We start from the raw sequence: 25,847 nt of genomic DNA, 5'->3' as shown, positions 1-25,847 counted from the left end.
GGGGATTCCAGTCAGGAATAACCCCCGGCCACTGGGGCGCTCGCGTCCGGGTCAGGACGCCATGGACGCGCGCGGCACCGTGAAGCGGAATTCGCTGCCGACGCCCTCTTCACTGGCGGCGGTCAGTTCGCCGCCGTGGGCCCTGACGATGCCCTGGGAGATGTAGAGCCCCAGGCCCGTGCCGCTCGGATTGCCTTCACGCCTGCGCCAATAGCGCTCGAACACGTGGGGCAACTGATCGCCACGAATGCCATCTCCGCTGTCCGCCACGGCGAACACCACATTGTCGCCCGCGGCTGACGCCGTCACCTTCACACTGCCGGACTTGGGCGTGAATTTGATGGCATTGCCCACCAGGTTGGAGAGCACCTGAAACATGCGCTCCGGGTCAGCGAAAATCGTCAGGTCGGGATCAGCGTCGAACGTCAGGTCGATGAATTTGTTCAGCGCCAGTGGCGTGAGCAGTGACCAGGCGTCTTCGAACAACTGACTGACTTCCAGCGGCTCGGCGTCGATGAAGTAGCGGCCGGCTTCGATCTTTGAGGTATCGAGCAAATCCTCCAGCAGGTTGGTCATTCGCGTGGACGCGCGCTGCAGGATGTCGATGGCCGAGTTGAGTCGTTTGGTAGACGCCGTGGCGTCGGCGTTGATCACCCGCTGCATCATGGCGCACTGCATGACGATGACGGTCAGCGGGCTGCGCAGGTCGTGGGACACCACGGCCACCAGCTCATCGCGGGCACGCACGGCCTCTTTTTCGCGCAGCACCTGCCGTGACAGGTCCGCCTCCAGCGCCGAGCGACGCAGGTCGGACACCGCGTAGACCTCGCCGGCGCTCCAGGCCCTGGCCTTGCCCTCGACCTGCTGTTCCCACAGGGCAAAGGATTCCCGTGGCTGCAGGCGGTCATTGACGACCCGTTTGGCCTCCTGTGGGTTACCGCTCCACTCCACGCTGCCCCTGACCTCTGCGCGAAACCACAGCACCGCGTTGGCCACCGGCTTGGGCAAGCTGAACGCCAGCAGTCCGCTGGCCACGTCTGGATAGCCTTGCGCGTCGGGGAACACGGCGCCGAGGCTGGACGTCTCGAACACCGCTCCGGGCCGGTTCTGCAGCCATTGCTGCAACGCGCTCACTTGCTCGGTGCTCGGGCACTGGCCGATCAGGTGCACCTGACCGTCGATGATCACCGCCACACCGTTGGCGTCGACCAGTGTCAGCAGCGCCTGGGAATGTTCAAGCAGCCCGTTGTAGACGTCGGCCGCGGACTCGTTCATCGCCCTGGACAGCCGGTCCAGCATGTGATGTTTGGCCAGTCGCTGGCGCTGAGTGTGCTGATCTTCCAGCAGGCTGATCTGCATCGACAGCACTTGTCCGATGGTCTGGCAGGCTGAGCGCAGGGTGTGGGGAACCTGCAGCGGCTCGCGATTGCCGCAACTGATCAGGCCCCAGAGGCGTTCATCCTTGAGCAGGGAGATGCTCATCGATGAGCGCACGCCCATGTTATGCATGTACTGACAATGGATCGGCGACACGCTGCGCAGCACCGCGTGGCTCATGTCCAGCGGTTCGCCGGTATCCGGGCGCAGGGCCGGGACCATAGGCGCCGGCACATACGCGGCGTCGGGGATGATGCGCAGCCAGTTCAGGCGATACAGCTCGCGGGCCTGTTGCGGAATGTCAGTGGCGGGGAAAAACAGCCCCAGGTAGGCGTCCAGTTCGGCCGTTGCCGACTCGGCAATGACCTGCCCGTGGCCCTCCTCTTCAAAGCGATAGATCATCACCCGGTCGTAGCCGGTCAGTTCGCGGATTTCCGCGACGCTGATGGCGTACAGATCGTCCAGTGATTTGGCCGATTGCAGGCGACGCAAGGTGCGCGTGAGGCGCGGGCCCAAGTGCTGCATCGATGCCTGGGTGGCGACGGGCTCCACCTCCAGAAACAGCAGGCCGTCATGGCGATGCAACAGGCCATCGAATGCCTGCCCGGCAAACTGCATCGGCAACGGATCGAGGCTGTGCAGATCCGCGTCCCGAACGGCGTCGCGCAAGGCGTCGGCCTGCGCCTCGCCCAGCCAGCGTGCCAGCGAGTCGCCGGCCTGCACGTCGCCGGGGATGCCCAGCATCTGCCAGGCATTGGCACTGGCCTGTTGCACGGACCAGTCGGCTTCGAGCAGCGTGAGCAGAGCGCCGTGGGGCTGAATGGCGCCCGGGATCCGAATCGGTTCGTTGGCGCAGGTGTCCAGCAGGTCATCCATGGTCTGCATGTTGTTAAGCATTGTTCAGCACTCCCGCTCGCTCCAGCCAGGTTTGAAAGGATTCAAAGGTGAGGCGGGCCGATTGCACCACCTCGGTGTTGTACAGCGGGGTGTCGAACTCGGCCAATTGTTTCAGGAAAGCTTTCCACAGATGACCGGTGTTGCGGCCGTAGACGTCCAGAAACTCGCCGCCGCTGTCGGCGTCCACGCCCAGTCTGTCGGCGATGATGCGGCGCAACACCTGCCCGCCCAGGGTCGCCCCTTCCATGACGTACATCACGCCGAGTAACTGCGCGACGCTGTCGATGGCGGGCAGCTCGGTGCACAGCGGCAGCGCCTCAATCTGCAGGTCGTCCAGGCCAAGGGCGTGCAGATCCTTGATCAGCGCCGGGATTTTCTGCCGCGCAGGATCAACGGCCTGGGGCGCCAGAAAACGCTCAATCGACTGTTGCAGGGGCAGATGAAAACCGTAATAGGCAGCGATGATCCGTTTGTAGGTGTCGAGATCAAGCTGTGGGTGGGTCAGTGGCAATCGGGCTTCGAGTGCCGTGTGCTGGACAGCGGTCGCCGTTCGCAATTGCTGAAGGACGCTGGCAACGGGGGCCGGGACGCAGGGGTCGCGCAACGCAGGGGTGATTTCAACCAAGGGCGAAAGTGTCCGGTCTGAGCGGACGTGCCTGAACATGCGGCAGCCGCGGTGTTGAGGCAGATGATGCGCGCACACTAATGGAGTCAGTGCCCGGCTGTAAATATGGCCGACGGGTAAATGCCAAGGTTCAGCCGGGCGGTACATTCCGTGCGCGACCGACCCCGCGGAAAGTGTGGGGTCAACGCACATTAATAGCCTGCGGCCAGAACGATGAGACAGCCGAACAGCGCGGCAGCGAGCCATCCGATACGGAGCGCTCGACGCTGCTGGAGGGGCGGATTGGGGGGCGTGGCCTTCCTTTGCGTGCCGGGCCGGTTGCGCTGCGTTGAGCCGTGCACTGCGCGCTGCACCGGGGAGTCCGCTGAGGTGGGCAGCGTTGAAGCTCGCGCTGCCTGATGCCCGATAACGCCAAGGGCTTGGGCATCGCGCTCCAGACGTGACACCCGCTGTCCGATCTGCTCGTGCAACCGATCCAGCGCGATGAGGGATTGCGGATGTTGCTCAACCAGCGTCTGGCGCAGCGACCCAAGCCGCGTGCTCAGCAGGTTAAGGCCTGCCCGATCGCAAGGGTTGATGTCCAGTTCCCGCAGCACCGCTTGCCACGAGCCGAACACTCCGCTGAGGATTTCCGCCCGCGCCGATACCCCTCGGGGCCAGGGTTTGGCGTCTGCCCGCAAAAGGCTCTCCAGCACCGCCACGCCTTCGAACATCCCGTCCACTCCGGCCAGGTGACTGCGCGCCAGGGCATAAGCCGCCGCCGTTTGCAGGTCCGCGCCATGGCTGGCAAACAAGGCCAGGCAGCACTGTTCAATGGATTGCCAGTCCACATCAGGGCAGGCCGGGTGACCCATTCGGGCCATTTCAATGCACAACCTCCGGTAGTCCGGCAATTCCCGCGGATCGCCGCCGGCCTTGATCTCCATGGCGAAGCCCTGGGTCATCGCGCGCGCTGTCAGCCTCACGGGAGGGCCCGCACATCATGGCGCTTGAGATGACGCACCACCGCCCTTCCCTCCGGGCTCAACGTCGTGCCGAACGTCGCGGTGCGCTCGCCTTCCAGCGTCGCGTCGAGGGCGTAGACCAGATGGCCCGGTTCGGTCTGCGGCAACAGCTCGATGTGCAGCGACAACAGGCGCGGCTCGTATTTAAGAAGCGTGTCGGCGATGGTCCGCATCAGTCCATGGGCGGCAGACGGCAAGCCTTCGAGCACGGCGCCCATGTCCGGCAGGCCGTAATCGGGTAGGTGCGCGAGGGTGCCCGCGCGGCTGTTGAGAATGCGCTGCAGGTTGTCCAGCACCGAGAGCACGTACTGGTCGTCCTCCGCCACCCGGGCCAGATCGAGTTCACCGGTGAAATTCTGCAGCAGGGTTTCGTAGAGCGACGGGTTGAGCTCGGTCATGGCTCAACCCTCGGCCAGGGGGCGCAGCGTCAGGCGGCTTTCCCCCAGTTCGATAACCCGTGGCCGGTCCGGGTCGAGGTCGTCGCGGTTGAGCAGCATGCGCCAGTCGTTGGCCTGTGAATCGGGCTCGCGGAACAACCCGACGACGGCGACCACCCCGGCGTTTTCGTCCAGCGGCACATCCAGCTGCGCACCCTCCCCCGGCTTGATCACCAGTGAGCGCTGATCCAGCAGGTCAGCGCCGAGCAGGCGGTCGGCGTCCCGCAGCAGGTCGTCGTAGGTGGATTTGCTTGCCGATTTGCCGTCGCGCAGCTGGTACACCCGCACCATCACCGGCACCGACAAGGCGCGCATGTCCGTGCCGTCGGTGTTCAGGGCCTGGCGGCCGTCGAAGTCCAGACGCAGTGTTCTGACCTGTTTGTAGAAGATCGCCCGGGTCATGGACGCGGTGGAGTCCGACACGCTCTGCGTGACCCCGCAGCCGCTGACGAGGAGCCCGAAGGCGCAGAGGTTCAACGCTCTAAAAATCATAGGCGACATGGGTGGTTTCTCTTTCCTGAGGGTTGAGGTGGAGCCCCTGATAACGGCCCAAATGGATAGTGATCGTGTCGTTTTCCCCGGCAGCGCGGCCCTTCAACTCGAGCCCTGCAGTCATGCCCAGCAGCACGCCGCGTCCGCTCAGCGCTGACACCGGCAGGCAATCAATCGGCAGCGACAAGCGCAACCGCGCCGTACAGCGCCAGCCCAGATACACCTGCAGCAGCACCCGCAGGTCGCTGTGCAAGCCGCCGCCGGGCAGCCATTCCCGCGCCTCGTCGTGGTCGGCGGTGAACAGTGTCAGCAACAGTTCGCTGTTGACGTCGCGACCGACGCTGCCCAGCGGCGTGCCCTGGGACAGGTTCACCGGCCGTGCGGAGGACAGGCTGGCCGGCGTGGCGAGGGCGATGTTTCGCGGCCAGTGCGGCGCGATCGACACCCGGGTCTGAGACGCCAGCAAATGCACCAGCGCCGAAATGCCCTCGGCGTTGCGGGTCGGCAAACGCATCACCCCGAGCAGCGCCAGAAAGCGCGACAGCGGCGTGGCGATACGTTTTGCCGTGCCGGGGATGCCCAGCCCGATCAGCCCGAACAGGCATTGCGAGGTCGGGTCGGCACCCGCGGGCGCAAATGAGGCCGGGTACGAATACTTGCGCCAGATCCGGTAAAACTGGGTGAAGACCCGATGGTTGAAGATGTCGAGAAACCCCTCCAGCGCCTCGTGGCCTTCCCGCTTTTGCGCGATGTCGTCGAGGTAGCGCGTCGGCAGCGGCGAATCCACGCCATAGAGGCCGAGCAAGCGGGTGCGCACGGTCGCAGGCAGTGGCTGATCCTCAGACGACCACTCCACGGCTTTGAGCTCACTGGCCGGAAAGCCCATGCCGGGGTCAGGCCGGAAACGCACCAGATCATCCTTCGGGTTTTCCGTGCTGCCCAACGACGGCTGGCCGGGCGCAGCGCTTTCCAGCAACTGGCAGAAACGGTAGACGCTCGCCTCTGCCACCCGCCCCTGCACGGCATCGAGCCATTCGACGAGTCTTAACCGGGAATCCGCTGGCTGTGGTTTTCGCTCCATCGCAGGCTCCTCCCGGTCGGTTGCAGGATCAGGGTGATCTGGGTGAACAGGTGGATGTCGGCGTACAGCGCGAAGAACCGGTTGAGCATTTCGCCGAACAGGCAGATGTCGCCCTCGCCGGCAAAACCGTTGGCGTCGAGGGTGACTTCGATGTCCACCCCGCGCAGGAGGAAGCCTTTTTCGAAGCGCTGAATGAGGTGGTGACGGACGTCAACGATGGCCTCCAGACGCCGGCGATTGAGCTCGCTGCCGGTCCAGTCGTAAAGCGCCAGGGTGCCGCGCAGCACTTCGGCGCTGTCGAGCATCGGCAGGAAGTTCGAGCCCAGGTGGCTCAATACTCGCCAGTGAAAACGGTCGCGACTCGGCGGGTAGCACGGCAGGGTCGGCGCACACAGATTGCGCACCCGCAGGCCTGCCTGGGTGGCGTGCAACGGCGTGTCGAGGATCGTGCTTTGCAGCGCTTTTCGCGGCAACTGGCCGTTGGTGCCAGTGAGCCGCAGGGACAGACACGCGCGCTCGGCGAGCCGATCGACGTCGGCGCCCTCTCCTCCCAGTATCAGCCACGTGTCATGCAGCCCGTTCGCTGCGCGCTTGAGGCGGGTGTGGAAATAGCGCTCGGGCGCCTCGTCGCGGAGCATGCCGCCCTTGTGCCGGAAGCTGGAAAACGGCACGTAGGCCTCCCGCCCGGAACCCCGGGACGCTGTCACCCGGTCGACCGAATAGATCTCGGTGTGGCCGTCCTGCAGACGCATCGGCCGCAATAGATAGTCGGTCTGCAAAGGGTCCAGGGACAGCGGGTCAGCTTCCAGCGCAAACAGGTTGATCACCGGCACGGCGTGCAGGCGAATCTGTTCCGCGCTCAGGGCAAGCCCGTGGGGCCACGCCTGATTCAGCACGACCTCGAGCTCGAACCACGGCGCGTCCGGCGCGATGCTCATGTTCTCGAGCCCGTGCAAGGTGACGAACATGAATTTCTCGCGAAAACTGAAGTACTCCAGCAGCAACTGATAGCCGCTGAAGGCGCTGTCGCCCTTGGGCCAGAGCCGGTCGTCATCGCTGAAGCCCTTGGGCGCAAAGCGCCCCTGCAGCGGTTGACGTTGGGCGTCCCCGGGCTGACGCACGTAGAGGGCCTGGGTGCCCAGGGTCAGCGCGTGGTGCAGCGCATTGGCTACCGCCGGCGTGGCGTTGAGGTACAGCGGGATGCGGCGCAAGTCCAGTTGGCCCCAATGGCTCAGCGCACCACAGGAAAAACGCAGGCGGATCACCGAGCGGCCGTCCGGCTCCTGGGCCAGGCGCACCGAATCCAGCGCCAGCGGACGCAGGGTCAACGCTTGGGTGGTGGTGTAACTGCAGCGCGTGCGCTGGGGGCCGATGGGTTGCGACTGAATTTCAAAGCCTGTCGCGACCTCCTCGCTCTGCTTCATCTGGTGCACGTCGGGCTGCAACTCGACGATCGACAGCGAGGGAATGGTGCGCAAGTAGTGGGGCCACAGCAGGCTGACCAGACCTTCGGTCAGCTCCGGCAAGTCATCGTCAAGCTTTTCCCGCAGGCGCCCCATCAGGAACGCGAAGCCTTCGAACAGCCGCTCGACGTAGGGATCGTGGGCACCGGGTTTGTCCAGATTCAGCGAGGCGGCGCGGTCGGGAAACGCTTGGGCGAACTCCTTGCCGGCCTCGCGCAGGTAGCGCATTTCGGCATCGAAATAGCGCAGGGTCAGATTGTCCGTGTTCAAAGAAACCTCCTGGTTGTGAGTGTCAGCCGCACAGCACTGCCGCGCGGACCGGGTCCATGGCCACCAGAGCCGCCAGCAGCGGCTCCATGCGTTTGCCCAGCGCAACCTTGTCGGCGTCGCTGCGCTGGGCTTTGATACGCAACAACTTGAGCAAACGCGCCTTGACTTCAAACACACGCGCAGGCTCCCACTGGGCGAGGACATGGCGCTGGGCCGTGGCGTCCAGTTCGCCGAGCAGGTGCAACGCCAGCTCGCTTTTGCCGTACTGCTCGGCGACCCGCGCCATCAGCAGGCGCAGCAGCCAGCGCTGCCGGCCGCTGTGAATGTCGGGGCGCGTGTCGAGCCAGCCCAGCGCCACCTCGACGCCGTCGCGGTCGGCCTGGGCCAGCGCCTCGCTTTCGAGGGCCAGAATGTCGGCGTCGTCTGGGTTGAACGCGGCCGGCGCGGGCAACCAGGCAGCAGCGCCCTGGGTGCTGACGTGCTGTTCGATCCACTCGCGGGTGGTCTCATCGGCAAAGGCCGAGCCGTCGTCCCAGCACAATGTTTCGAGGCTCGGCAGGCGCTCGAGGAGCAGGCCCAGGTCCTCCTTGACGATGCGTGCCCAGCCCTCGAATGGCGCAGGTTGCCGGCTCAGCCCCTGATACAGAAACCACTGCAGGTCGAGCCAGAAATGGTTTACGCCCTCGGCGAATATGCGCTCCACCTGATCGAGCAACTCGTTCCAGCTCTGTTGCAGGTACAGCCGTTTGAGCTGCGCGCGGTATTCGCCCCGGGGCGGTGCCAATCGTGTTCGGCCACTCGCGTCGTGGGGCGGCGACTGGTGCACGGTGTCCCAGCGCAGGCTTTTCATCAGCCGATGGGCCGCCAGCCAGCCCTGGGGTTGTTCGCGCAGATAGCTGGCCAGCGTGCGGCCGTTGTCCAGCAGATCACGGCCAGAGCGGATGGTATTTGGCGCGGGGCCGACGCCATGGGGGGCGGCGTGTTGGGTGGCCTGAGGATTCGCAGCGTCATGGCTGGCGCTGAACTGCGGCACCACGGCGTCGAGTCCGCCGGCCTGGGCCAGCCGTGCCGACAGCGCCGCGTACAGCGCGCCCAGCTCCGGGCGTTGTTGCGCAGGCCAGCCTTGCAGCACCTGATCCAGCCACGCGAGCGCGGCGACTGTGCGCTCGGCCTCGGCTTTCACCACTTCCGGGTACAGCGTCAGGCTGTCCAGCACCTTGGCGCTCGCCAGCCACTCCAGCGCTACCTTGCGACTGTTGGGACGCGCCGGCAGCACGTCGGCGCTGTAGCGTTCGATGATCGCGGCCAGAAGGTTCAGGCTTTCCGCCAGCCCGGACTCGCCGTCCCGCTGCAGGCGCGCCCACAGGTAATAGGTGAGCACGCGCAGGTCCTTGCACGCGCCTTTGAGCAGCTTTTCCGCCAGCGAGACGACCCGATCGGCGTCCGCTCCGGAAAGTTTGTTGACCTCCTCGCGCATGCTCTGGAAATCATCGTCATAGCCGGGGTCCTGACCCACGGCGGACTCGGCACTGATCGGTGCCAGCCACGCTGTCCAGTGTTCAGCCTGGGCCTTGGCGAGGCCCACCGCGTCACGCTCACCCAGCGTCGTGGCGATCAACGTTTGCAGGCTCATTCGATCACCTCGGCGCGCGATGACGTGGGTGCGCTGGCGATCCCGTTGAGGAAGATCTGTCGCGGCAGTTTGAAATTGCGCAGCGCCAGCAGGCTCATCGGCCCCGCGCCCAGCTCGGTGCGCATGTGCCAGGTCAGGTCCAGACCATCCGGCGCCGGCACCGTGATGCGGTAGCGGCTGTCACTGTCGTCCAGTGCGTTGACGGTGGCGGTGTCCAGCAAACGGATCAGCCCCCAGGCGCCCTGAAAGTCGCCATACAAACGCTCGCCGCTGCGCACGCTGGTCCAGGTCAGGCTGGCGCCGGGGTAATCGCTGCTGCCGGGCCAGGCAAATCGCTGCCAACTCTCTTTCTGATTGAAGTATTGATGCCGCGCGCCGTTGAGCACGAAGGTGGTCTGCACCACGTCGCGCACCGCCTTGCCCTGCAGCTCAAAACTGATGCCCATGCCGCCGTCGGTGTAGAGCACGTCGGCCAGATGGCTGAGCTGATTGACGGCCGCGAGAAATTTCGGGTTGATCAGCAGGCCCTGGCCGTGGGCCGGGTCCACCCCCCAGCGACCGCCGTCCTTGCGCAACACGCCGGTCAGCTCGCGCTGGAGGAACTGCTCGATACGCCCCGAATCCGCCCGAATCATTTTGCCCAGCATAGGCAACGAAGCGTCGCTGCCGGTAGCGGCAAAGGGGTAGCGACCGAGGAACGCCTGGTCCCATTCATCCACAACGCCTTGCTGCCATTGCCGGTTGAGGGCCACCGTTGATGGCTCGAGCACCTTGCGCCAGGCCTGATCCAGCGGCTGGACAAACAGCGCGTGGGCCACGCCGTCCCACTCCTCGCCGAGACTGGCCGCGAGCAGCTCGCCGTAGGCGCGGGTGTCGGTGAGGTCGATGTTCTTGCCCTGGAACACCGTCTGCGCCATGGCCTGTGTCATCCCCTGGGGATCGGCGGCGTGACTGACCTGCTGCAACTTCAGGCGCACCCGGGTCACACGGGTCAGGAACGCTTGCAGGCTGAGGTCGTCATCGCCGCCCTTGCCTTCCGGGTCCTTGCCCAACAACCCCAGCAGCGGGCCGAAGGTCGGATCCAGCGGCCCGGCCGTCGTGTCGAGCTGCTGGCTGATGGCAGACACCCGGGTCGAGCGTTCGCTGCCCATCAGCTTCTGCGCCGACTGCACCAGCGAGTCCTTCAGCCCCTGACTGCGATTGCCGGCCTGCCCCTGCCAGGCCAGGGTGTTCATGAAGGCAATCAACGGTGACTGACGGACGTCGCTCATCAGCGTCAATTGGTCGATGACGTCGGCCAGGCTGTCGGCCCGTCGCCACTGCACACTGTTGAGAAACTCAAGCCAGGCACCGGAGTAATCATGGAAATAGCGCTCGGTCAGGCGCGCTCTGAGCTGCTCGGGCGAGGTGTCGGCAAAGGCGCTGCTTTCCCGATCGCTGAGCACCCAGTCGATCTGCTCGCGTCGGGCTTCGACAATGTCATCGATCGCCTGACGCACCTGCCCGTCCCACGCCTGCCGCGTAAATACCCCCGGCACACTGGCCTCGGTGAAAAACAGCGGCCACGCCTCTTTGTCATCGACCATCTGCTCAACCCCGAGATCGGGAGCGTGGGTCGCGGCGGCCTCCAGCACCTGCCGATAAAGGCTGGCTTCGCCATTGCGCTGGCCCAATTGCACCAGCAAGACCTGCCGCGCCTGGGCCACCAGTGCGTTATCTGGCTCGATGCGCCACTGCGGATTGGCCGCCAGTTGCGCGGCGTAAAACTGCCACAGCGTGGGCGACAGCCCTTTCCACAACCCCGGCGCCACGCCCATTCTCGTTGGCTCGGCATGACCCAGTGCTGTCACCAGAAACGCCGCATCCACTTTCTCCGGCCGGGCCATCATCAGGTAGGCCTTGAGCTGTACGTAAGCGTTGTGCGCGCCTTTCGCCCGCCGCGAACTGTCGGCGGGCGATGCCACCAGCGATGCCAGTTGGCGCTTCAGATTCTCCGCCGCCGGGTCGCGCATCAGCCGGTTGTTGGCCTCCACATAGCGCGGCCACATCGCCGCGAGCAGTGCATCGTTCTGGCTCAGCCCGAAGCGCTGGTACCACGGCTCGCCACGCCGGGCTCGGTCCTTCAGCCTGCCCATTTCGAGGATCAGCGCGTTGAGGGCGAGCAACGGCTCATCGCCGTTGCCCGAAGGCTGCACGGCCGCGAGGGACGACTGAATGTCGATGATCTGGGCGCGGTGGGTGGATAACGACAGCAGCAGGCCTGCTGCCCAGATCAGCGCGGCACCCAGTGCCAGTGCGTAGCTGATGCGCGTGACGGGCCATCCTAGCCGGCGGGTTTGGCGTGACTGGTTTTGGAGTACGCCCCCCCACGCTGGATCGGGCAGCCACAAATGGTCAGCGGTGTGGGTGGGTTGCGCCGGCAAGCTGAACCAAAGCCCGCGCAATGGCACTCCACGCGCAAACTTGCCCAGCAACGGCGTCAGCGCCTGACGCCAGCGGGCGATGCCCTCCACTTTCAGCTGTTGGGACAAGCGCAAGAGAAAGTCGTGGTCCGCGCTTTCTTCCATCTGGTCCAGGCCGTGTTTGCGCAGCGGCTCATCCAGACGGGCAAGAGACGTTTCCAGCTGCGACCCGGTGACGCGCGCGGCCAGCAACGATCCAACCGGCTCACGCGGACGGGTGTGCTGCGGCCATTGGCTCGCGCAGACCTCCCACAGGTGCAGCGGCAACTGCCAGCCCAGGGTTCGCGCCAGTTGCTGCAAACCGGCGACGCCACTGGCCATCGTCGCGGCGTTGGCGCTTTGCTGCTTATCAAGGGCCCAGACCACGCCGTCCAGGCCCCGCCGCTGGGTTACGGCGTGCCAGCGGGTAGCGGTTTTGCAGAGCTGGGTTTGCGGGCTGCCGCCCCAGAGCAGCACGGTGTTCTGGCCTTCGAGCCACTGGGCATCGGCAAGGCCTGGGGCGATGGCTTCGATCTGTTCGGGCTCGCCGACGACCAGAATGAAGCGGGTGCGGGTGCGCTGGAAGGCGCTGTACTGGTGGTCGAGGTGCTCCTGGAGTTCCGCGACGCCCGGGAGTTTCTTGGTTTCCGGGTTGGATGACGACTCCTCCGGTGGGAATACGCCGTCGCCCTTCTGCCGCTCGACGCTGCGGCGGGCCTTCATCAGCGCCAGCGCACGAGGAAGGGTCTGCACCAACAGCGCGATCACCATCAGCAACAGGAACACCGTGATTTGCTGATGTCTCTCCGTCAGTCCGACCGTTGCGCCATAGGTGTAAACAAGCCAGCCCAGCGCCGCTGCGAAGGCGACAAGCCATACCGCGCCACCCGCGCGACGCCAGCCATTGCCGATCATGGATTTCATGCGATGTCTCCCGGTGTGACGGTGTTGATCCAGCGGCCTTTGTCTTCGCTGCTCAGTAACAACAAGGGTTGCTTCGCGAGCCTGGTCATCTCGATGCCGAGGGCTGCCAGCAGCCAAGGACCGCAGGGGCCCGGCACGCCATTTAAGGCTTCCAGAATCCAGCGGTGGTCCACCGACAGCGCTGCAGCCTCTCGCGCGGCTGACGCCAGTAATAGGGTGGTTTCCGGGTGCCAGTCGGCGCCGTCGGCCAAAACGCCTGTTGCATCGCGAGCTTTGGCCTGAATCTGGAGGAAAGTGGTGAAGTCGGTTTCCAGGGAATCGACGTCGAGGGGCATCGGGCGCAACAGGCGCGCGGCGATGGGCAGCTTGTGGGCTTTGGCGACCGCGTCGGCGCACAGCAGGATCGCGGCGAGTCCGTCGGAGTAAGCCTCTTTACCGTGGGCCTGGACGACGAGGATGAGGTCGACGGCGTCGCGTGGGGTTTTAAGTGTTTCTTCCATCCAAGCGAAGGAAAACTGGGTTGTTACGTGGACGCCGGTGAGGGTGGATGACGGGGTGAGATCGGACAGGTGCTGCTGGCAGGCGTCGGCCAATGCTGGATGCTCATCCTGTGGCGCATCGGTCAGGACAGTGACCCTGAGACTTTTACTCGGTGGCAGCGGCGCCAGTATTGTCGACAGCGAACCCATCAATTGGGCAAGACCTGCCATGGCCCGGCCCTGTTGGCCCTTCGGCAGGCCAACGATGCGGCGGGCTTTGCCTGAGTGTGGGACAGGCATATGGGGCAGTTTCATGATCGCCACCGCAGACAAATGCTCGGGCAAAAGAACAAGCCCACCCATGACTGCCATGTAACGCTGACCCCATTCCGCCCAGGCGACCTGTGCCAGCCGGGACCGCTCCTGCAGCAGCCTGTACTCATCCAGAGCGCCACCGTAAGCGTGCACCCGCGCCGCCAGCGCGAGAATCGCCACCACCAACGGCGAGGCGGTGAGCGCCCATACGTTTAACGCCTGCAATTCAGGCACCACGACGTAGAGCAGGAACATCAGCACAGCCGCTGCCCCCGCTAAAACCACGATCAGCAGCCAGCGAACCGGTGAAGGCGGTTTGGGTGCGAGCCCTGCTTGCACGTATTCACGTTGCCACGCCATCTTCAATCCACCGCCCAGTCAGGTGCGCTGGAAATGACCTGGCAACCGCACAGCGAGTGGCAACCATCGACCACCAGCGCACGGCCATCCTCTAAACAGTCGGCACAACCCTCAATAATGGGATTAACGCCATGTCCGGGTATGGGACACATGACGCTATCCCCCACCAGAGCGACTGCTTTGCCCTGGGTGATATGAGTAGACGATGCGGAAATTACCGCTCCTCCGTGGGTGGTCTTGTCACCCAACAATACGAATCCTTGTGACATTGAAAGATCCTTTGTTAATGAATTGATGAAGCCGTGTATTTATTCCGCGCGAGCGCATCCCTGGGCGAGCTCATGGGTTGCGCGTGCGTGTCATACGTGCCGGGTTTTAACGGTGCGGGCCTGTACTCACCGACTTGATGACCGATATAAAGATCAGGAGTGACACGTTAAGTTATTACTTGTCCTCATCGTCTGGCTTCAGCCTTTAAACGAATGGCCTCAAGCGTGGGAAAATCTGGCGTATCGCTGTCATCTGGGCCCGAAGTCCCGTCTGGATAAATAAAGGCAGGGTGAATTCCGATGCCTTTGAACTCTGGCTGTTTTGATGTCACGACATACTTGGCGTGAAGCACTGCCTCAGCGTTTATGTTTCGCACTTGGGGAGCCAGGTAAGTCTGGTAAGGCACCGCTTCACCCACCAGATTAAGCCTCTTGACGTAATCCTTCTTTAGGACATCTTTTAACCATGGGTAGTAATTATTTTTTATATCAAGATGGGTGCCCACCACATTTTTAACCCCTTCAGACGGAAAATCCGGATTGTTATGCTGAAACACGACCAGGACATCACCTCCCGTTCCCACTACCGCACCTTCGCCAATGCGCTCAGGCCATTGAGGACGTACCCCAAACTTCACGTAAGCCACGCGCCACCTACACATCCCGCCACCGTCAACAGCGAAATCGGCGTCATAGACATTGCCCTCCCCGCGCCGTTTGAACGCTACACGCTGCTCCCTGATATTGCCGAATACATCAGGCCCCTCATAAACGTTTTCGCAGATCGTCGATAGATAACCCACGGCCATGGGCGGCGGGACTAACCCTTCCGATGCTTTAAGCGTCATCGTGACTCTCTCCCCCTCCGTGTCCGGATGGAGTTCGTAGTCGAGTGCGCAACCACTGAGCGATGCAAACACCGTTATGATTATGAGTAAAGCGCTGAAGCTTGAAGCTTTCGGATTCGGTTGATCGCCCTGAAGATATCTCGCGGCGCTGAGCAAGTTCATTATTTCGCCTCCGTCTTCAAGCGAATTTCCTGCATTTTCTTAAAGTCTGGCTCAAGTTCCCGATTGGATTCTTCCGTTCCGTCGGGGTAGCGAAATGTTGTCGTGACGATTTCGTCAGCGACGCGTTTCTTCGGGGAAGTCGACGTCACGACAAGATCTGAATGCAGCACCGGCTCATAATAGATGTTTCTTGCGTCCCGAGCCCTGTAGGCACGATAACTTTCATACTCTCTGGCCAGATTTACGCTCTTATCGTAGTAACCGAGTTCATAGGCTTCCCTTACCCATGGATAGTAATCCTTTACGATTGTCAGGTCCGGCCCTTCGATAAACTGATCAACCGTATTAAAGGGTGCGTGCTGCCCGTCAAACCTAACTATAACTGTCCCACCATAATAAGCCGTTACTTTTTTTGCAAAACGATTAGGAATACGATACACGACCCCAAACTCGATGCTATCTAGTTGCCATTCACATTCACCGCCGCCATCAACGAATACCTCTGCTTCGTAGAAATCAGTTTCTCCCTGCCTGGTGAACTTCGAATTCTGGAAGTTTGATCCTGGAAACTGCATACGGCTCACAGTGGGTAAGTCGACGAACATTCGGCATCTGGCCGATTCGTACTTGGCAACCAAAGTTTTGGGCTCAAGCTCTGCAGGCACTTTTATAACAATTTTTACCTTTTCGCTGTCGGGCGGCGGAGTCAGAACTTTATAGTCTTTTACACAACCGCTTAAGAGTGCGAGCAGCGCAAGGCATAAGAGTGGAGTTTTTGCGTATAGCGTCGCGTGATGCATATAAGGTTCCTTAGGACGATGAGGCATAATGAGCGGCTTCATTATTTTGCCTCCGCCGCCAAACGAATTTTTTGCATTTTTTCAAAGTTAGGCCTCGCTCGCCAATCGGATTCCACAGAGCCATCGGGATAGTAGACTTTCATGAAGTCTCCAATGACGTGTTTTTTTGGCGACACAGATGTCACTACCACATCTGAATGCAGTACCGGCTCAAAATATATGGACCTCGCTTCCCGAGCCTCGTAGTTAAGATAACCGCGATTCTCACTAGACAAGTTCGCACGCCTCGCATAACCATCGATAAACTTCTCGCTTAACCATGGATAGTAATCCTTCACGATTTTTAAGTCGGGGCCCACCACTTTCCTTGTTCCTCCGACGCTAAGCTGCGCTCTATTACCATCAAATTTTATGATGACCGTGCCGCCCGTGCCCTGCGTTACACTTTCTCCGAAACGACTTGGAGGACGGTATTTGATGCCAAATACGACGTTACTAAGACGCCACTTGCAGCGACCGCCTCCATCGATGAACAACCTCGCCTCATAGAACTCTGTGGCCCCACGCCTCGTTAGTTCCGAACCGTAACCGTTATATCCTTCAAGGGACTCAGGCCTACCGTCACCGTCATGGACAACTTTGCGGCATATAGCCGAGCGATACATGACTCGCAGAGGTGTCAGCTCCAGTTCCTCAGGCATCTTTATAACGATTTCGACCTTCTCACCATTCGGCTGTGGGTTCATACTGTAGTCTTTCGCGCAGCCGCCGAGGAAAGTGAGCAATACGAAGCACAAAACCGAAGTCTTCAAATATGACTTAGCATGATTCATGGAAGATTTCTCAATACAGGCGGTGGGGCAGCGGGCGACTTCACTCTTTTGTTTCCGCTTTCAGCGCGGATTTTCTGCATTTTTTCAAAGTTAGGCTCTGACCTCCCATCAGACTCTACTGTTCCGTCAGGGTATTTAAACTTTATGAAATCCCCAACGATGTGTTTTTTGGGTGCCACAGAAGACACCACAAAATCTGAATGCAGAATGGGTTCGAAATATACGGTCCTAGCCTGACGCGCGTAATAGGTATAATCACCACCACCCCCTCCAGAAAGATCCACACGTTTTATATACCCCCGAATGTAACTCTCCTTAATCCAAGGGTAAAAATCTTTCACGACATTTAACTCTGAACCGGTTACCGCCATTGGCGCCGAAACTCTGAGCTGGGGGCTGTTGTGATCGAAAACCACGATTACTTCTGCGCCCGCACCGGACACTACGCCTTCTCCAAATCTTTCGGGCGTGCGGTAAACAACGCTGAATACCACATTACTTAGGCGCCATTCGCAAGCCCCTCCTCCGTTCACGAATAGCTCTGTATGATACATACCTGTTTCACCACTACGCTCAAACCTCCCCTCATAAGAGTTGTTGCCGTCAAGCATTTGTGGCTGACCATGTGCGTCATGGGTTACACGTTGGCATTTGGCCGATCGATACATCACACGCAGCACCTCAGGCGCTAACTCCTGCGGAGCATTTATCGTAATCGTAACTTTCTCGCCCTCCGGCGATGGAGCCATTGTGTAGTCCTTTGAGCATCCGCCAATCACAGTTAGCAACAAAAAGAACAAAGCTGAAGGCCTTACGGATCCCGTTACGGCCTTCATGACACCCTCCAAGCGCCTGTTTACCGTGTGCCCCATCATCTCTTCGCTTCCGCTTTCAGGCGGATTTCCTGCATTTTTTTAAAGTTGGGCCTTCCTTCCGGATCGGACTCGACTGTCCCATCCGGATAAAAAAACTTAATGAAATCTCCGACTGCGTGTTTTTTGGGCGCTACAGACGTAACCACAAACTCTGGATGAAACACCGGTTCAAAATAAATATTTCTTGCTTGCCTCGCTTCATATGTAAGATAACCGCTTCCGTATCCCGACAAGCTGGCACGCTTTACATATCCTCCGGTATATCTCTCGTTTAGCCAAAGATAGTAATCCTTGACGATTTTCAACTCTGAACCCTCAACTGCCACACGCCCCCCCAAACTAAGCTGTGGATTGTTATGATCGAATACGACTATTACTCCGCCTCCCCCGCCAACTAGAACATTTTCGCCAAAGCGACCGGGGTCACGGTAGGTCACTCCGAACATCACATTACTTAAACGCCATTCGCACGGCCCGCCACCATTAACAAAAAGCGTCGCTTTATACATATTTTCTGGTTGACCTGGCTGGAAGACGGTCTCAAAAGAACTGTGCCCGTCCAGCATTTCAGGTTTGCCGCTTGCATCATGACCAACACGCTGGCATTTAGCCGATCGATACATAACACGCATATCGTATGGTTTTAATTCTGCTGGAACCTTGATCGTAAACGTCACCTTTTCCCCGTCTGGTAGTGGTGACAGGCTACGGTCCGTTGCACAGCCGCTCACCGAGATTGACAGCGCACTACACAGCAGAGAAGCTTTAAATTGAACCGCTAAATGGCTCATTAGCTCATCCCCGCACACGTGCAATGGAATCAAGGCGTTCGAGCGCTTCGACTCCACCATCCAACTGCCGTGTCTCCTTCAATGCCGCATCGACTTCCTCGTGCATCAGCAGGAACCAGCGATTACGCTTATGTTCATCTTTCGGCGAAGTGCTGCCATGCTCTTCCATCTGTTTCTTGAAACGCTCGAACTCGGACGGTGCAGCAAGCAGCGGTTTCCAATTAGGTTTAATCGCTGTAAGTAGTCGGCGGGTTATGTGCGCCATATATTCGCCCATCATGTGGTTACCTATACCCAGCAGCCCTCCCGGCTTGGGGTTTTTGTAAGGTGGAAAATATTGTTCACGCATTTCGGCATTCATACTTTTCATGAACTGGAGCTGTGACTGTTCGCTATTTTCACTTGCTGTCATGTCGAGACTTGGCACTAGATACAAGGTTGGCCGCTCGGGTAGTCGCGTTTTTATGGTGTTGTAATAAGGCGCTCCGAAACCATCTTTGCTTCGATATGCGGGGTAGGAAGAGCCACGCCTCTGCGTGTGCTGTTCTACGCGATAAAGCATGGCAATCTCGCCGTGGTGGCCGTACGGATCGCCGGATTTAATGAGATTGTTCATGAGGGTCTGGCCCATCGACCATGTAAAACCCAACGTTGTACCTAAGGGGCCATATAGGTTGTAAAGTTGGTTATCGAGGTCCGCCTCAGGTGGAACACTGGGAATGGTGTCAGTGTCATTTACATGACGGTAGTGCCAGAGTTCGTTTAAACCACGTATCGCATTGAGGGTGAACGTACGGGGCATTCCGTAGGTGTACAACAGCGGATTCTGGTCCTTAAGTGTCGCTGAGTGGATCAATCCCAAAGCGCCGCCAAGACTATGCCCACAAACGTATAACTTCCGTCCTTCGAGACGGCTCGGGAGATCTTCCTTAAAGCGGAAGGGAAAGAGTCTCGGCACGACCCTGTATGCCTCACTGAATCCGAGATGCATACGACCGTCAGGTGCGAGATCCGCGCATGGAACCGAAGGCGCGCATGCAGGCGTTAGCTCAGGCTTGACGGGGCGGAAGGTCAGGTCCGTGCGTAGGTCAGGGACGCTTATCCGATCAAAGTCAGTCCCCCGCCACGCGACCATCATCTGAGTGGAATTTCTGACGTAGAAAAGTTGGGTATCGCCTTCAGGGACGTCTGCTGTTGCGGTGTTAAATACTTCGCACCGCTGGTAACGATCATCGAACGGTACGTCAGTCACCAGACAGGGCCAATTTTTCCCCCCGTCCCATACCTTGGGAGTTCGCGACAGATCAAGGCACTGCTGCGCGAAAAATTCCTGAGGCGAACCGTACAAAGTCTCCGCGCGGTTGCTGTACGACAAGATGCTCATCAGCCCCAAGTTGTAGGCATTCGCCAGGCTGTACTCAGGCTGATGATGCAACACCAACGACCAAGCCCGTAGCGGGCAAACTTCCAAGACATGCCGGCAGTTCAGCGCTTCGTATTGCACCGTAAACCCTGAAAACTCAGCGTCCGGAAAATGATAAGCCGGTGGCGGATCCAGCTCTGGCCATGGCGGATTGAACTTCGGCAGCTCATCACACAACTGTCCTATTCGCAGATACTGATAGGCATGCCCCTGCTCATGTGCCTGCTTTTCCACCGGCGAAAACCCGGGACGCTGCTTTCCGTACAGAGGTTTGCTGTCACTTGCACCCGGCCGCTCGGGCTCCGGACGCACCGCGCGCAACCGCCGCTGTTGCAGAACGTCAGCCAACGGCGCCGCCGGCATTAGCAGTGTTACGTCGAGCGGATAAAGATCCTCAAGCCGAATGACACCCTGGGCATCGGTGCTCCCCGAGTACTCAGCAACGCAGCCATCCCGCACTGCCTGGTTGGTCGCCCGCCACGGCAGATTAGCCAGCGGCTCGCCGCGCTCGTCCACCAGTTGAAATTCAACCCAATGGGTTTTCTGGGGGCCGATGGCCACAGGCTTGTAGGTGCAAAAAATGTCCGTCTGGTGCTGTCTGTCTTTCATGCCGGGTCCTTCCTGATTGAAGATTTGATGCGGTGATAAATTGTCGCGGCCGATTGCCTGGCGGCAGGCGCGGTGTCGGTAGCCGTTGCGATGCAGATCGCAAACCATTTGGGCGACGGGGCCCCTGAGCGGTGGTCACTGCTCATCGTGCTTGTCATTGGGGAACTCGATCACCACCTTCCCGGGCAACAGTGTGTGGACCGGAATGGTCTTGCCGTCCTTATCGGTCACGCCGGCGAACCGCTCGCCCTCCTGGGTGGTGATCAGGTAACGGGCGAAGGGCGCGTAATCCTTATCGGGTTCGCTGAGGGTGTAGCCCGCGGCATAGCCCGGCGGTATCGGTGTCGCCGGGGTGGTCAGCGTGGTGGCACCGCCCTTGAGGACGTAAGCGGCCCGGTGATGGATGTTCCCTGGCGCGCCCAGCTCGATATCGCCATCTTTAATGCGGATGAATGCGCCGCCGCAGCTGAAGACGATTTCTTCGGGCGCACTGATCTCGACACGGCCGGCCAGGCTTTCAATTTTTATCTGGTCATTCGCCAGCGCGTGCATCGCGCCGCCGTAGGCGTGCAACTGCACATCCCCATCCACGGCTTTTAGGTCGAAACCTTTGGTCACAGCGCACAGGCTGATCGCACCCTCGGCCGTGCCGGTGATGTCATGTCCCGCGCTGATGTTGGTCGAGCGCGACGACGCGATGGCGACGCTGTCACGGCCGGAGGACAGCAAAACAGCCTCGGGGCTGACCACGCCAATGCCGGCCGGTGCATGCAGCAGAAGCCCGGGCTCGGTCAGGTTGGTCAGGGCCGCGGTGAGTTGTTCGTGGCCGCTGGTATCGGCGGCAATGGCCTGGGCACTCCGCGCGGCTTGAGCCATGGACCGGGCCAACGACAGCGCGCTTTCAAGCTGCTCGATTGCAGCGTCCATGTCGAGCTGCTGCCCGTGGGCCCTGGTCTGTTCATCCGCACTGATGAACACCCCACGCCCGGCCCGAATCGCGCCCCAGCCATCCGTGCGCAATTCAAAGCCTTCGCCGCGCTTATCCTTCTCGTTGTCGACCAGATGCCCAAGGTTCAGCTGACTCTTGCCGCTGTGCTCGGTGCTGAGTTTGATGTGTTCTTTGCCGCGATCATCTTCCATGCGCAGCTTGTTGTTCGCCGGCGTGCGCAGGACATTGCGTTTGTAGTCGCTGCGCAGCAGCGTCACATGGTCGGGATGGCGATTATCGTGAAGGGCATGGGCGATGTAGGGCCGGTCCGGGTCGCCTTGCTCGAAGGCAATCGCCACTTCGGTGCCGCAGATCAGTGGCAAGTGCAGGCCGTGGGTATCCCCGGCATACGGACGGGCCAATCTGAGCCACAGGCTTTCTTCGCCCAGCTCCCAGCTGTCGCGGTCAAACAGAAAGCTGACCTTGTAGCGGCCTTCGCGGTCGATGTGGCTGTAGGGATCGTTGGCCAGCGAGCTGGTGACCCGCGCCGGAACGGTCCCGGCAATTTGCGGTTTTGCCAGCAACGGCGGCCGAAAACACACGTTCTCCGAATAAGGAATCGCTTCAAAGCTCAACTCAAAACTGCGATCCCGCGCCGCACGCAACCGTAGCCTTGTGAGCACCGCTCCCGGCTCAAACGCCTGCGGCGCCCCACCGGAAATCGCCAGCACCTGGGCCAGTCCCAGAGATGCACTGCTGCTAATCCCGGTCAGCCGAGTCTGGTTATTGAGATACCGTTCGTGCCGCAACCGGGCAAAGAAAAACCCGCTTTCACCCTCTAAATCTTCATCCTGATCGAGCTTGTCACCCAGCGCTTTGTACGGCTCGGCATAGTGATAAGCCTCCCCATAAGTCGTGGTATCACCACGCGTCTGATCAACATCCCCATCCAGCCACGCACCGGCGTCACGATGGTGGTAGGCACGAAAGTGAACGCTCTGCTCCACCACCTCATGACTGACCTGCAGCCCCCAAACCCCGTCCGCGTCACTGCTGCCCAACCCGGACTGCGGCCGAAACGGCAAGCTCACCCGCGGCCGAACGTAATGCCGCTGATCATCGTGAAATTCGACGACCTCGATACCCAATCGCTCATTGTTGCTAAAGCGGTACCAGATCCCCACCTCGGCCAGCAGCCGGGAAATAAACGCCAGATCGCTCTCGCCGAACTGCATCACCTGCTCGCGCGCCGGGTACTCCCGCACCAGCGTGAACAGAAAGTCCTGCCCCTGGAAGTCATGGCGCGTACGCAGAATGCTCTCGACAATCTGCGGCACCGACTGATGCTGATAGATCCGGAACTGCCGCCCACGGGCCAGCAACGCCAGGCGCGGTTCCAGCGTCACTTCATAGCGCGCTTCATCAGCCGAGCCGGACAGCCGCTTGAACCCGGTAACCACCCCATGCAACGTACGCAGCGCTTCAACCCGAGGCACCCGCAACCCAGGAATCGCCACAGGCAACATGTGGGCCGCCGCATGCAGACTGAACTGCGCATCCTGGCCCAGCATCCGCTCGGCGCCGATGTCTCGCTCAACCGAGGTAAATTCCACGCGATAAAGAAACGGCTGGCTCAGCTGTTCTTCACCTTCAAAGGCTAAAACGTCGAGTGTCACAGGCAGGTTATGAACGACGAGTTTGTGACGGCTATGGTCGAAAAACACCCCGATGGCATCGTTCATCATTCGCCCTCCACCGAAGCCTGGGACTCGACAAACTCAAGGGTGATACCGTCCTCCTCGCAGTGCCCCTGCACCACGCCCCGCGTCGCCAATCGCGCCGCCTGGCGCTGTAAAAGCTGTTGACTCAGCACCGGCAAAATCTGCTGATTGAGCAAGCTGTCGATGTTCCGCGCGCCGCTGTCGGGCAGCAGGCACGCCTCCACCAGCGCATCATGCAGGCGCTCGTCGATCCGGCAGTCCAGCCCGTAATGCCGGCGTAACCGCTCTGCCACTTTGCCCAGCTTGATTGCGACGATGCGCTTGAGCGCCGGCGCCTGCAGCGGCCGGTAAATCAACGTCTGGAAACGCGCCAGCAGCGCCGGCTGAAAATGCTCGCGCAGGACCGGCCGCAGTTGCTCGTGTACCTCTCCGTCGAACGCTTCGGGGTTGGCCAGCAGGTAGTCCTGCAACAGGTCGCTGCCCAGGTTGGAAGTCATGACGATGACGGTATTGCGGAAGTCGATTTCGCGCCCTTCGCCGTCGCGCATGAAGCCTCGATCGAAGACCTGATAAAACAGGTTGAGCACATCGCGGTGGGCCTTTTCCACTTCGTCCAGCAGGACGACGCTGTAGGGGCGCTGGCGCACCGCTTCGGTGAGCACGCCGCCCTGCCCGTAGCCGACGTAACCCGGCGGTGCGCCTTTCAACTGGCTGACGGTGTGGGCTTCCTGGTACTCGGACAGGTTCAAAGTGATCAGCGCTTTCTCGCCCCCGAACAGCGTGTCGGCCAGCGCCAGGGCGGTTTCGGTCTTGCCGATGCCGCTGCTGCCGACCAGCAGGAACACGCCCAGCGGCGAGTCTTCTTCGGTCAGGCCGGTTTTCGCGGCGCGCAGACGCTGGGCCATTGCCGTCAACGCGCGGTCCTGTCCGATCACCCGCGCGGCCAGGGACTGTTCCAGCGTGAGCAGGCTGGCCTGTTCATCTTTCAGCAAGCTGCTCAGGGGCACGCCGGTCCAGTCGGCAATGACTTGGGCGACGCTGCGATCGTCGACATCCAGCGACAGCAGCGGTGCATCGCCCTGAACCGCCTTGAGCTGGGCCTGCAAATCCGTGCAGGTCTCGGGGTGAAAGACTTCGGCATGACGAGCAGCGAGCAACGTCTGCGCAAGATCGAGTTCGTGGGCGTGCTGGTCCTGCAGTCGCGCCAGCTCACCGCTCAGGGATAACAGCTGCGCGGCGATGGCCGTCAGACGCTCATCGGCATTGCGTCCGTTGACGCGCTGATCGTCTTGCAGCGCCTGGCGTTCCTGCTCCAGCGCGGACTGCCGGGCCTTGCTCGCGATTAGCGCCTGGGGCTCGCAATCCAGGCTCATGCGCACCCGGGCGCTGGCGGTGTCGAGCAGGTCGACGGCTTTGTCCGGCAACTGCCGACCGGGCAGATAGCGGCGCGACAGCACCACTGCCGCCTGTATCGCCGCGTCTTCGATGTGCACGCCGTGGTGGCTGGCGTAGCGGGCCTTCAAACCGCGCAGCATGACCATCGCCGTGGCGTCGTCCGGTTCGTCGACCTTGACCATCTGGAAGCGTCGCTCCAGTGCCGGGTCACGTTCGAAATACTGCTTGTATTCGCTCCAGGTGGTTGCAGCGATGGTGCGCAGTTCACCACGGGCCAGGGCGGGTTTGAGCAGATTGGCGGCATCGGCGCCCCCCGCCTGATTGCCCGCGCCGATCAGCGTGTGGGCTTTGTCGATGAAAAGCAGCACCGGATGCTCGGCCTGCTGCACGGCCTCGATGACGTCTTTCAGGCGTTGTTCGAACTCGCCTTTCACTCCCGCGCCGGCCTGCAACAGGCCCAGATCCAGCGTGCGCACGCTGACCGGTTTGAGGCTGGCGGGCACGTTGCCCTCGACGATGCGCAGGGCCAGCCCTTCCACCAGCGCGGTTTTGCCGACACCGGGCTCGCCCACCAGAATCGGGTTGTTCTTGCGCCGGCGGCTGAGGATGTCGATGACCTGACGAATCTCGTCGTCACGGCCCAGCACAGGGTCGATCTCACCCTTGCGCGCCTTATCAGTGATGTCCTGGGTGAACCTGGCCAGCGAAGGGTTTTCCGCCGTTGAATCCGCAGGCGAGATCTTTACCGAAGCCATCTCCGGTTCAACGTCCAGACCCTGCCCAGGCTGTGGGCGCTCATCGGAATACTCGTCAAGAAACGGCAGCAAATGGCGCAACTGCACCTCGCTCAGGCTGAGCAACGGCCAGGCCTCCACGCATGCGAGGAGGTCGGGAGACTCGAGCAGCGCGCCCAGCACGTGGGCCGAGCGCAGTTGCTCGTTGTCCTCTTCCATCGAAGCACGCACCCAGGCGTTCTTGATCAGCCGCTGCAAGTTGTCACACAGCTGCGGCTTGGCCTGGACGCTGCGCGGCAGGCGGTCGAGGTGGTCGAGCAAGCCGCTCCACAGCGCCTCGATGTCCCACTCATAACGCCGCCCGATCAGCACTAGATCGCCGTCGCCCTGCCCCAGCAGTTTCAGCAGCCAGTGCTCGATGGTGATGTGGCCGTGGCCGCGGCTCTGGCACAGCGTTGCCGCCGCACTGAGGGCCTGGGCGCAGAAAGGGTTGAGACGGCGAAGCAAACGGGAGGAGCTCTGTGCCATGGGTCATCGTCCTTGAACGGAAAGAGTAATAAGCGGCGACTAAACCATTGAGCGGTCGGCGCGTCGCTGTTTTTTCTCGGGAAACGTGCCGTGTAGATGTGCTTGGCGCAGCGATCGCGAACGGACGCTCCAC

At 61.1% G+C, this 25,847-nt stretch carries 19 protein-coding genes; all 19 read right to left on the bottom strand.

Translation table 11 applies throughout. From position 1 onward, the window contains the following. Window positions 1-51 precede the first annotated feature (51 nt). Window positions 52-2,274, bottom strand: coding sequence for an ATP-binding protein (locus IFT99_RS08085; protein ID WP_192131419.1), 2,223 nt, complete (start codon window positions 2,272-2,274; stop codon window positions 52-54). Continuing rightward, window positions 2,267-2,899, bottom strand: a complete 633-nt coding sequence (locus IFT99_RS08080) for a biliverdin-producing heme oxygenase (RefSeq protein WP_244656927.1) — start codon at window positions 2,897-2,899, stop codon at window positions 2,267-2,269. The genes IFT99_RS08085 and IFT99_RS08080 overlap by 8 nt, the downstream gene beginning before the upstream one ends. A gap of 191 nt (window positions 2,900-3,090) precedes the next feature. Next, window positions 3,091-3,864 carry a type VI secretion system ImpA family N-terminal domain-containing protein gene (locus IFT99_RS08075; RefSeq protein ID WP_192131415.1) on the bottom strand — a complete coding sequence of 258 codons (774 nt, stop codon included), beginning with the start codon at window positions 3,862-3,864 and terminating at the stop codon, window positions 3,091-3,093. Further along, window positions 3,861-4,301: a type VI secretion system baseplate subunit TssE gene (tssE, locus tag IFT99_RS08070; RefSeq protein ID WP_192131413.1), complete on the bottom strand. Its 441-nt coding sequence runs from the start codon at window positions 4,299-4,301 to the stop codon at window positions 3,861-3,863. The genes IFT99_RS08075 and tssE overlap by 4 nt, the downstream gene beginning before the upstream one ends. A 3-nt stretch (window positions 4,302-4,304) precedes the next feature. After that, a complete protein-coding gene (gene tssJ / locus IFT99_RS08065) occupies window positions 4,305-4,841 on the bottom strand; it encodes a type VI secretion system lipoprotein TssJ (protein ID WP_192131411.1) in 537 nt (178 codons plus the stop codon). Further along, window positions 4,822-5,913, bottom strand: a complete 1,092-nt coding sequence (gene tssG / locus IFT99_RS08060) for a type VI secretion system baseplate subunit TssG (protein WP_192131409.1) — start codon at window positions 5,911-5,913, stop codon at window positions 4,822-4,824. The genes tssJ and tssG overlap by 20 nt, the downstream gene beginning before the upstream one ends. Beyond that, window positions 5,877-7,646, bottom strand: coding sequence for a type VI secretion system baseplate subunit TssF (tssF, locus tag IFT99_RS08055; protein WP_192131407.1), 1,770 nt, complete (start codon window positions 7,644-7,646; stop codon window positions 5,877-5,879). The genes tssG and tssF overlap by 37 nt, the downstream gene beginning before the upstream one ends. Window positions 7,647-7,668: 22 nt before the next feature. Next, window positions 7,669-9,279, bottom strand: coding sequence for a type VI secretion system protein TssA (gene tssA / locus IFT99_RS08050; RefSeq protein ID WP_192131405.1), 1,611 nt, complete (start codon window positions 9,277-9,279; stop codon window positions 7,669-7,671). After that, on the bottom strand, window positions 9,276-12,443 hold the full coding sequence (locus tag IFT99_RS08045; protein ID WP_446731126.1) for an ImcF-related family protein: 3,168 nt from the start codon (window positions 12,441-12,443) through the stop codon (window positions 9,276-9,278). The genes tssA and IFT99_RS08045 overlap by 4 nt, the downstream gene beginning before the upstream one ends. Window positions 12,444-12,640: 197 nt before the next feature. Then, window positions 12,641-13,798 carry a hypothetical protein gene (locus IFT99_RS08040; RefSeq protein ID WP_192131399.1) on the bottom strand — a complete coding sequence of 386 codons (1,158 nt, stop codon included), beginning with the start codon at window positions 13,796-13,798 and terminating at the stop codon, window positions 12,641-12,643. A 2-nt stretch (window positions 13,799-13,800) separates the two neighbouring features. Continuing rightward, window positions 13,801-14,067, bottom strand: coding sequence for a PAAR domain-containing protein (locus tag IFT99_RS08035; protein ID WP_192131397.1), 267 nt, complete (start codon window positions 14,065-14,067; stop codon window positions 13,801-13,803). Window positions 14,068-14,252: 185 nt separating this feature from the next. Next, window positions 14,253-15,077: a hypothetical protein gene (locus IFT99_RS08030; RefSeq protein WP_192131395.1), complete on the bottom strand. Its 825-nt coding sequence runs from the start codon at window positions 15,075-15,077 to the stop codon at window positions 14,253-14,255. Next, window positions 15,077-15,919, bottom strand: coding sequence for a hypothetical protein (locus IFT99_RS08025; protein WP_192131393.1), 843 nt, complete (start codon window positions 15,917-15,919; stop codon window positions 15,077-15,079). The genes IFT99_RS08030 and IFT99_RS08025 overlap by 1 nt, the downstream gene beginning before the upstream one ends. Continuing rightward, entirely contained in the window at window positions 15,919-16,710 is a 792-nt protein-coding gene (locus IFT99_RS08020; protein ID WP_192131391.1) for a hypothetical protein, read from the bottom strand. Before IFT99_RS08020 ends, IFT99_RS08025 begins: the two co-directional genes overlap by 1 nt. Next, window positions 16,707-17,546 (bottom strand): hypothetical protein, encoded by an 840-nt coding sequence (locus IFT99_RS08015; RefSeq protein WP_192131389.1) that lies wholly within the window; start codon window positions 17,544-17,546, stop codon window positions 16,707-16,709. The genes IFT99_RS08020 and IFT99_RS08015 overlap by 4 nt, the downstream gene beginning before the upstream one ends. A 35-nt stretch (window positions 17,547-17,581) precedes the next feature. Then, window positions 17,582-18,376 (bottom strand): hypothetical protein, encoded by a 795-nt coding sequence (locus tag IFT99_RS08010; RefSeq protein ID WP_192131387.1) that lies wholly within the window; start codon window positions 18,374-18,376, stop codon window positions 17,582-17,584. 4 nt (window positions 18,377-18,380) lie between these two features. After that, the gene (locus tag IFT99_RS08005) at window positions 18,381-20,408 is read right to left on the bottom strand and encodes a lipase family protein (protein ID WP_192131385.1); all 2,028 of its coding nucleotides are present in this window, start codon (window positions 20,406-20,408) and stop codon (window positions 18,381-18,383) included. 135 nt (window positions 20,409-20,543) lie between these two features. Beyond that, window positions 20,544-23,078: a type VI secretion system Vgr family protein gene (locus tag IFT99_RS08000; protein WP_192131382.1), complete on the bottom strand. Its 2,535-nt coding sequence runs from the start codon at window positions 23,076-23,078 to the stop codon at window positions 20,544-20,546. Further along, entirely contained in the window at window positions 23,078-25,714 is a 2,637-nt protein-coding gene (gene tssH / locus IFT99_RS07995; RefSeq protein ID WP_192131380.1) for a type VI secretion system ATPase TssH, read from the bottom strand. Before tssH ends, IFT99_RS08000 begins: the two co-directional genes overlap by 1 nt. Between the last annotated feature and the right edge of the window lie 133 nt (window positions 25,715-25,847).

Origin of the sequence: Pseudomonas sp. CFBP 8772, assembly GCF_014841665.1 — a bacterium.
Lineage (GTDB): Bacteria > Pseudomonadota > Gammaproteobacteria > Pseudomonadales > Pseudomonadaceae > Aquipseudomonas > Aquipseudomonas graminis_B.
This window is presented reverse-complemented; position numbering and strand designations above follow the sequence as displayed.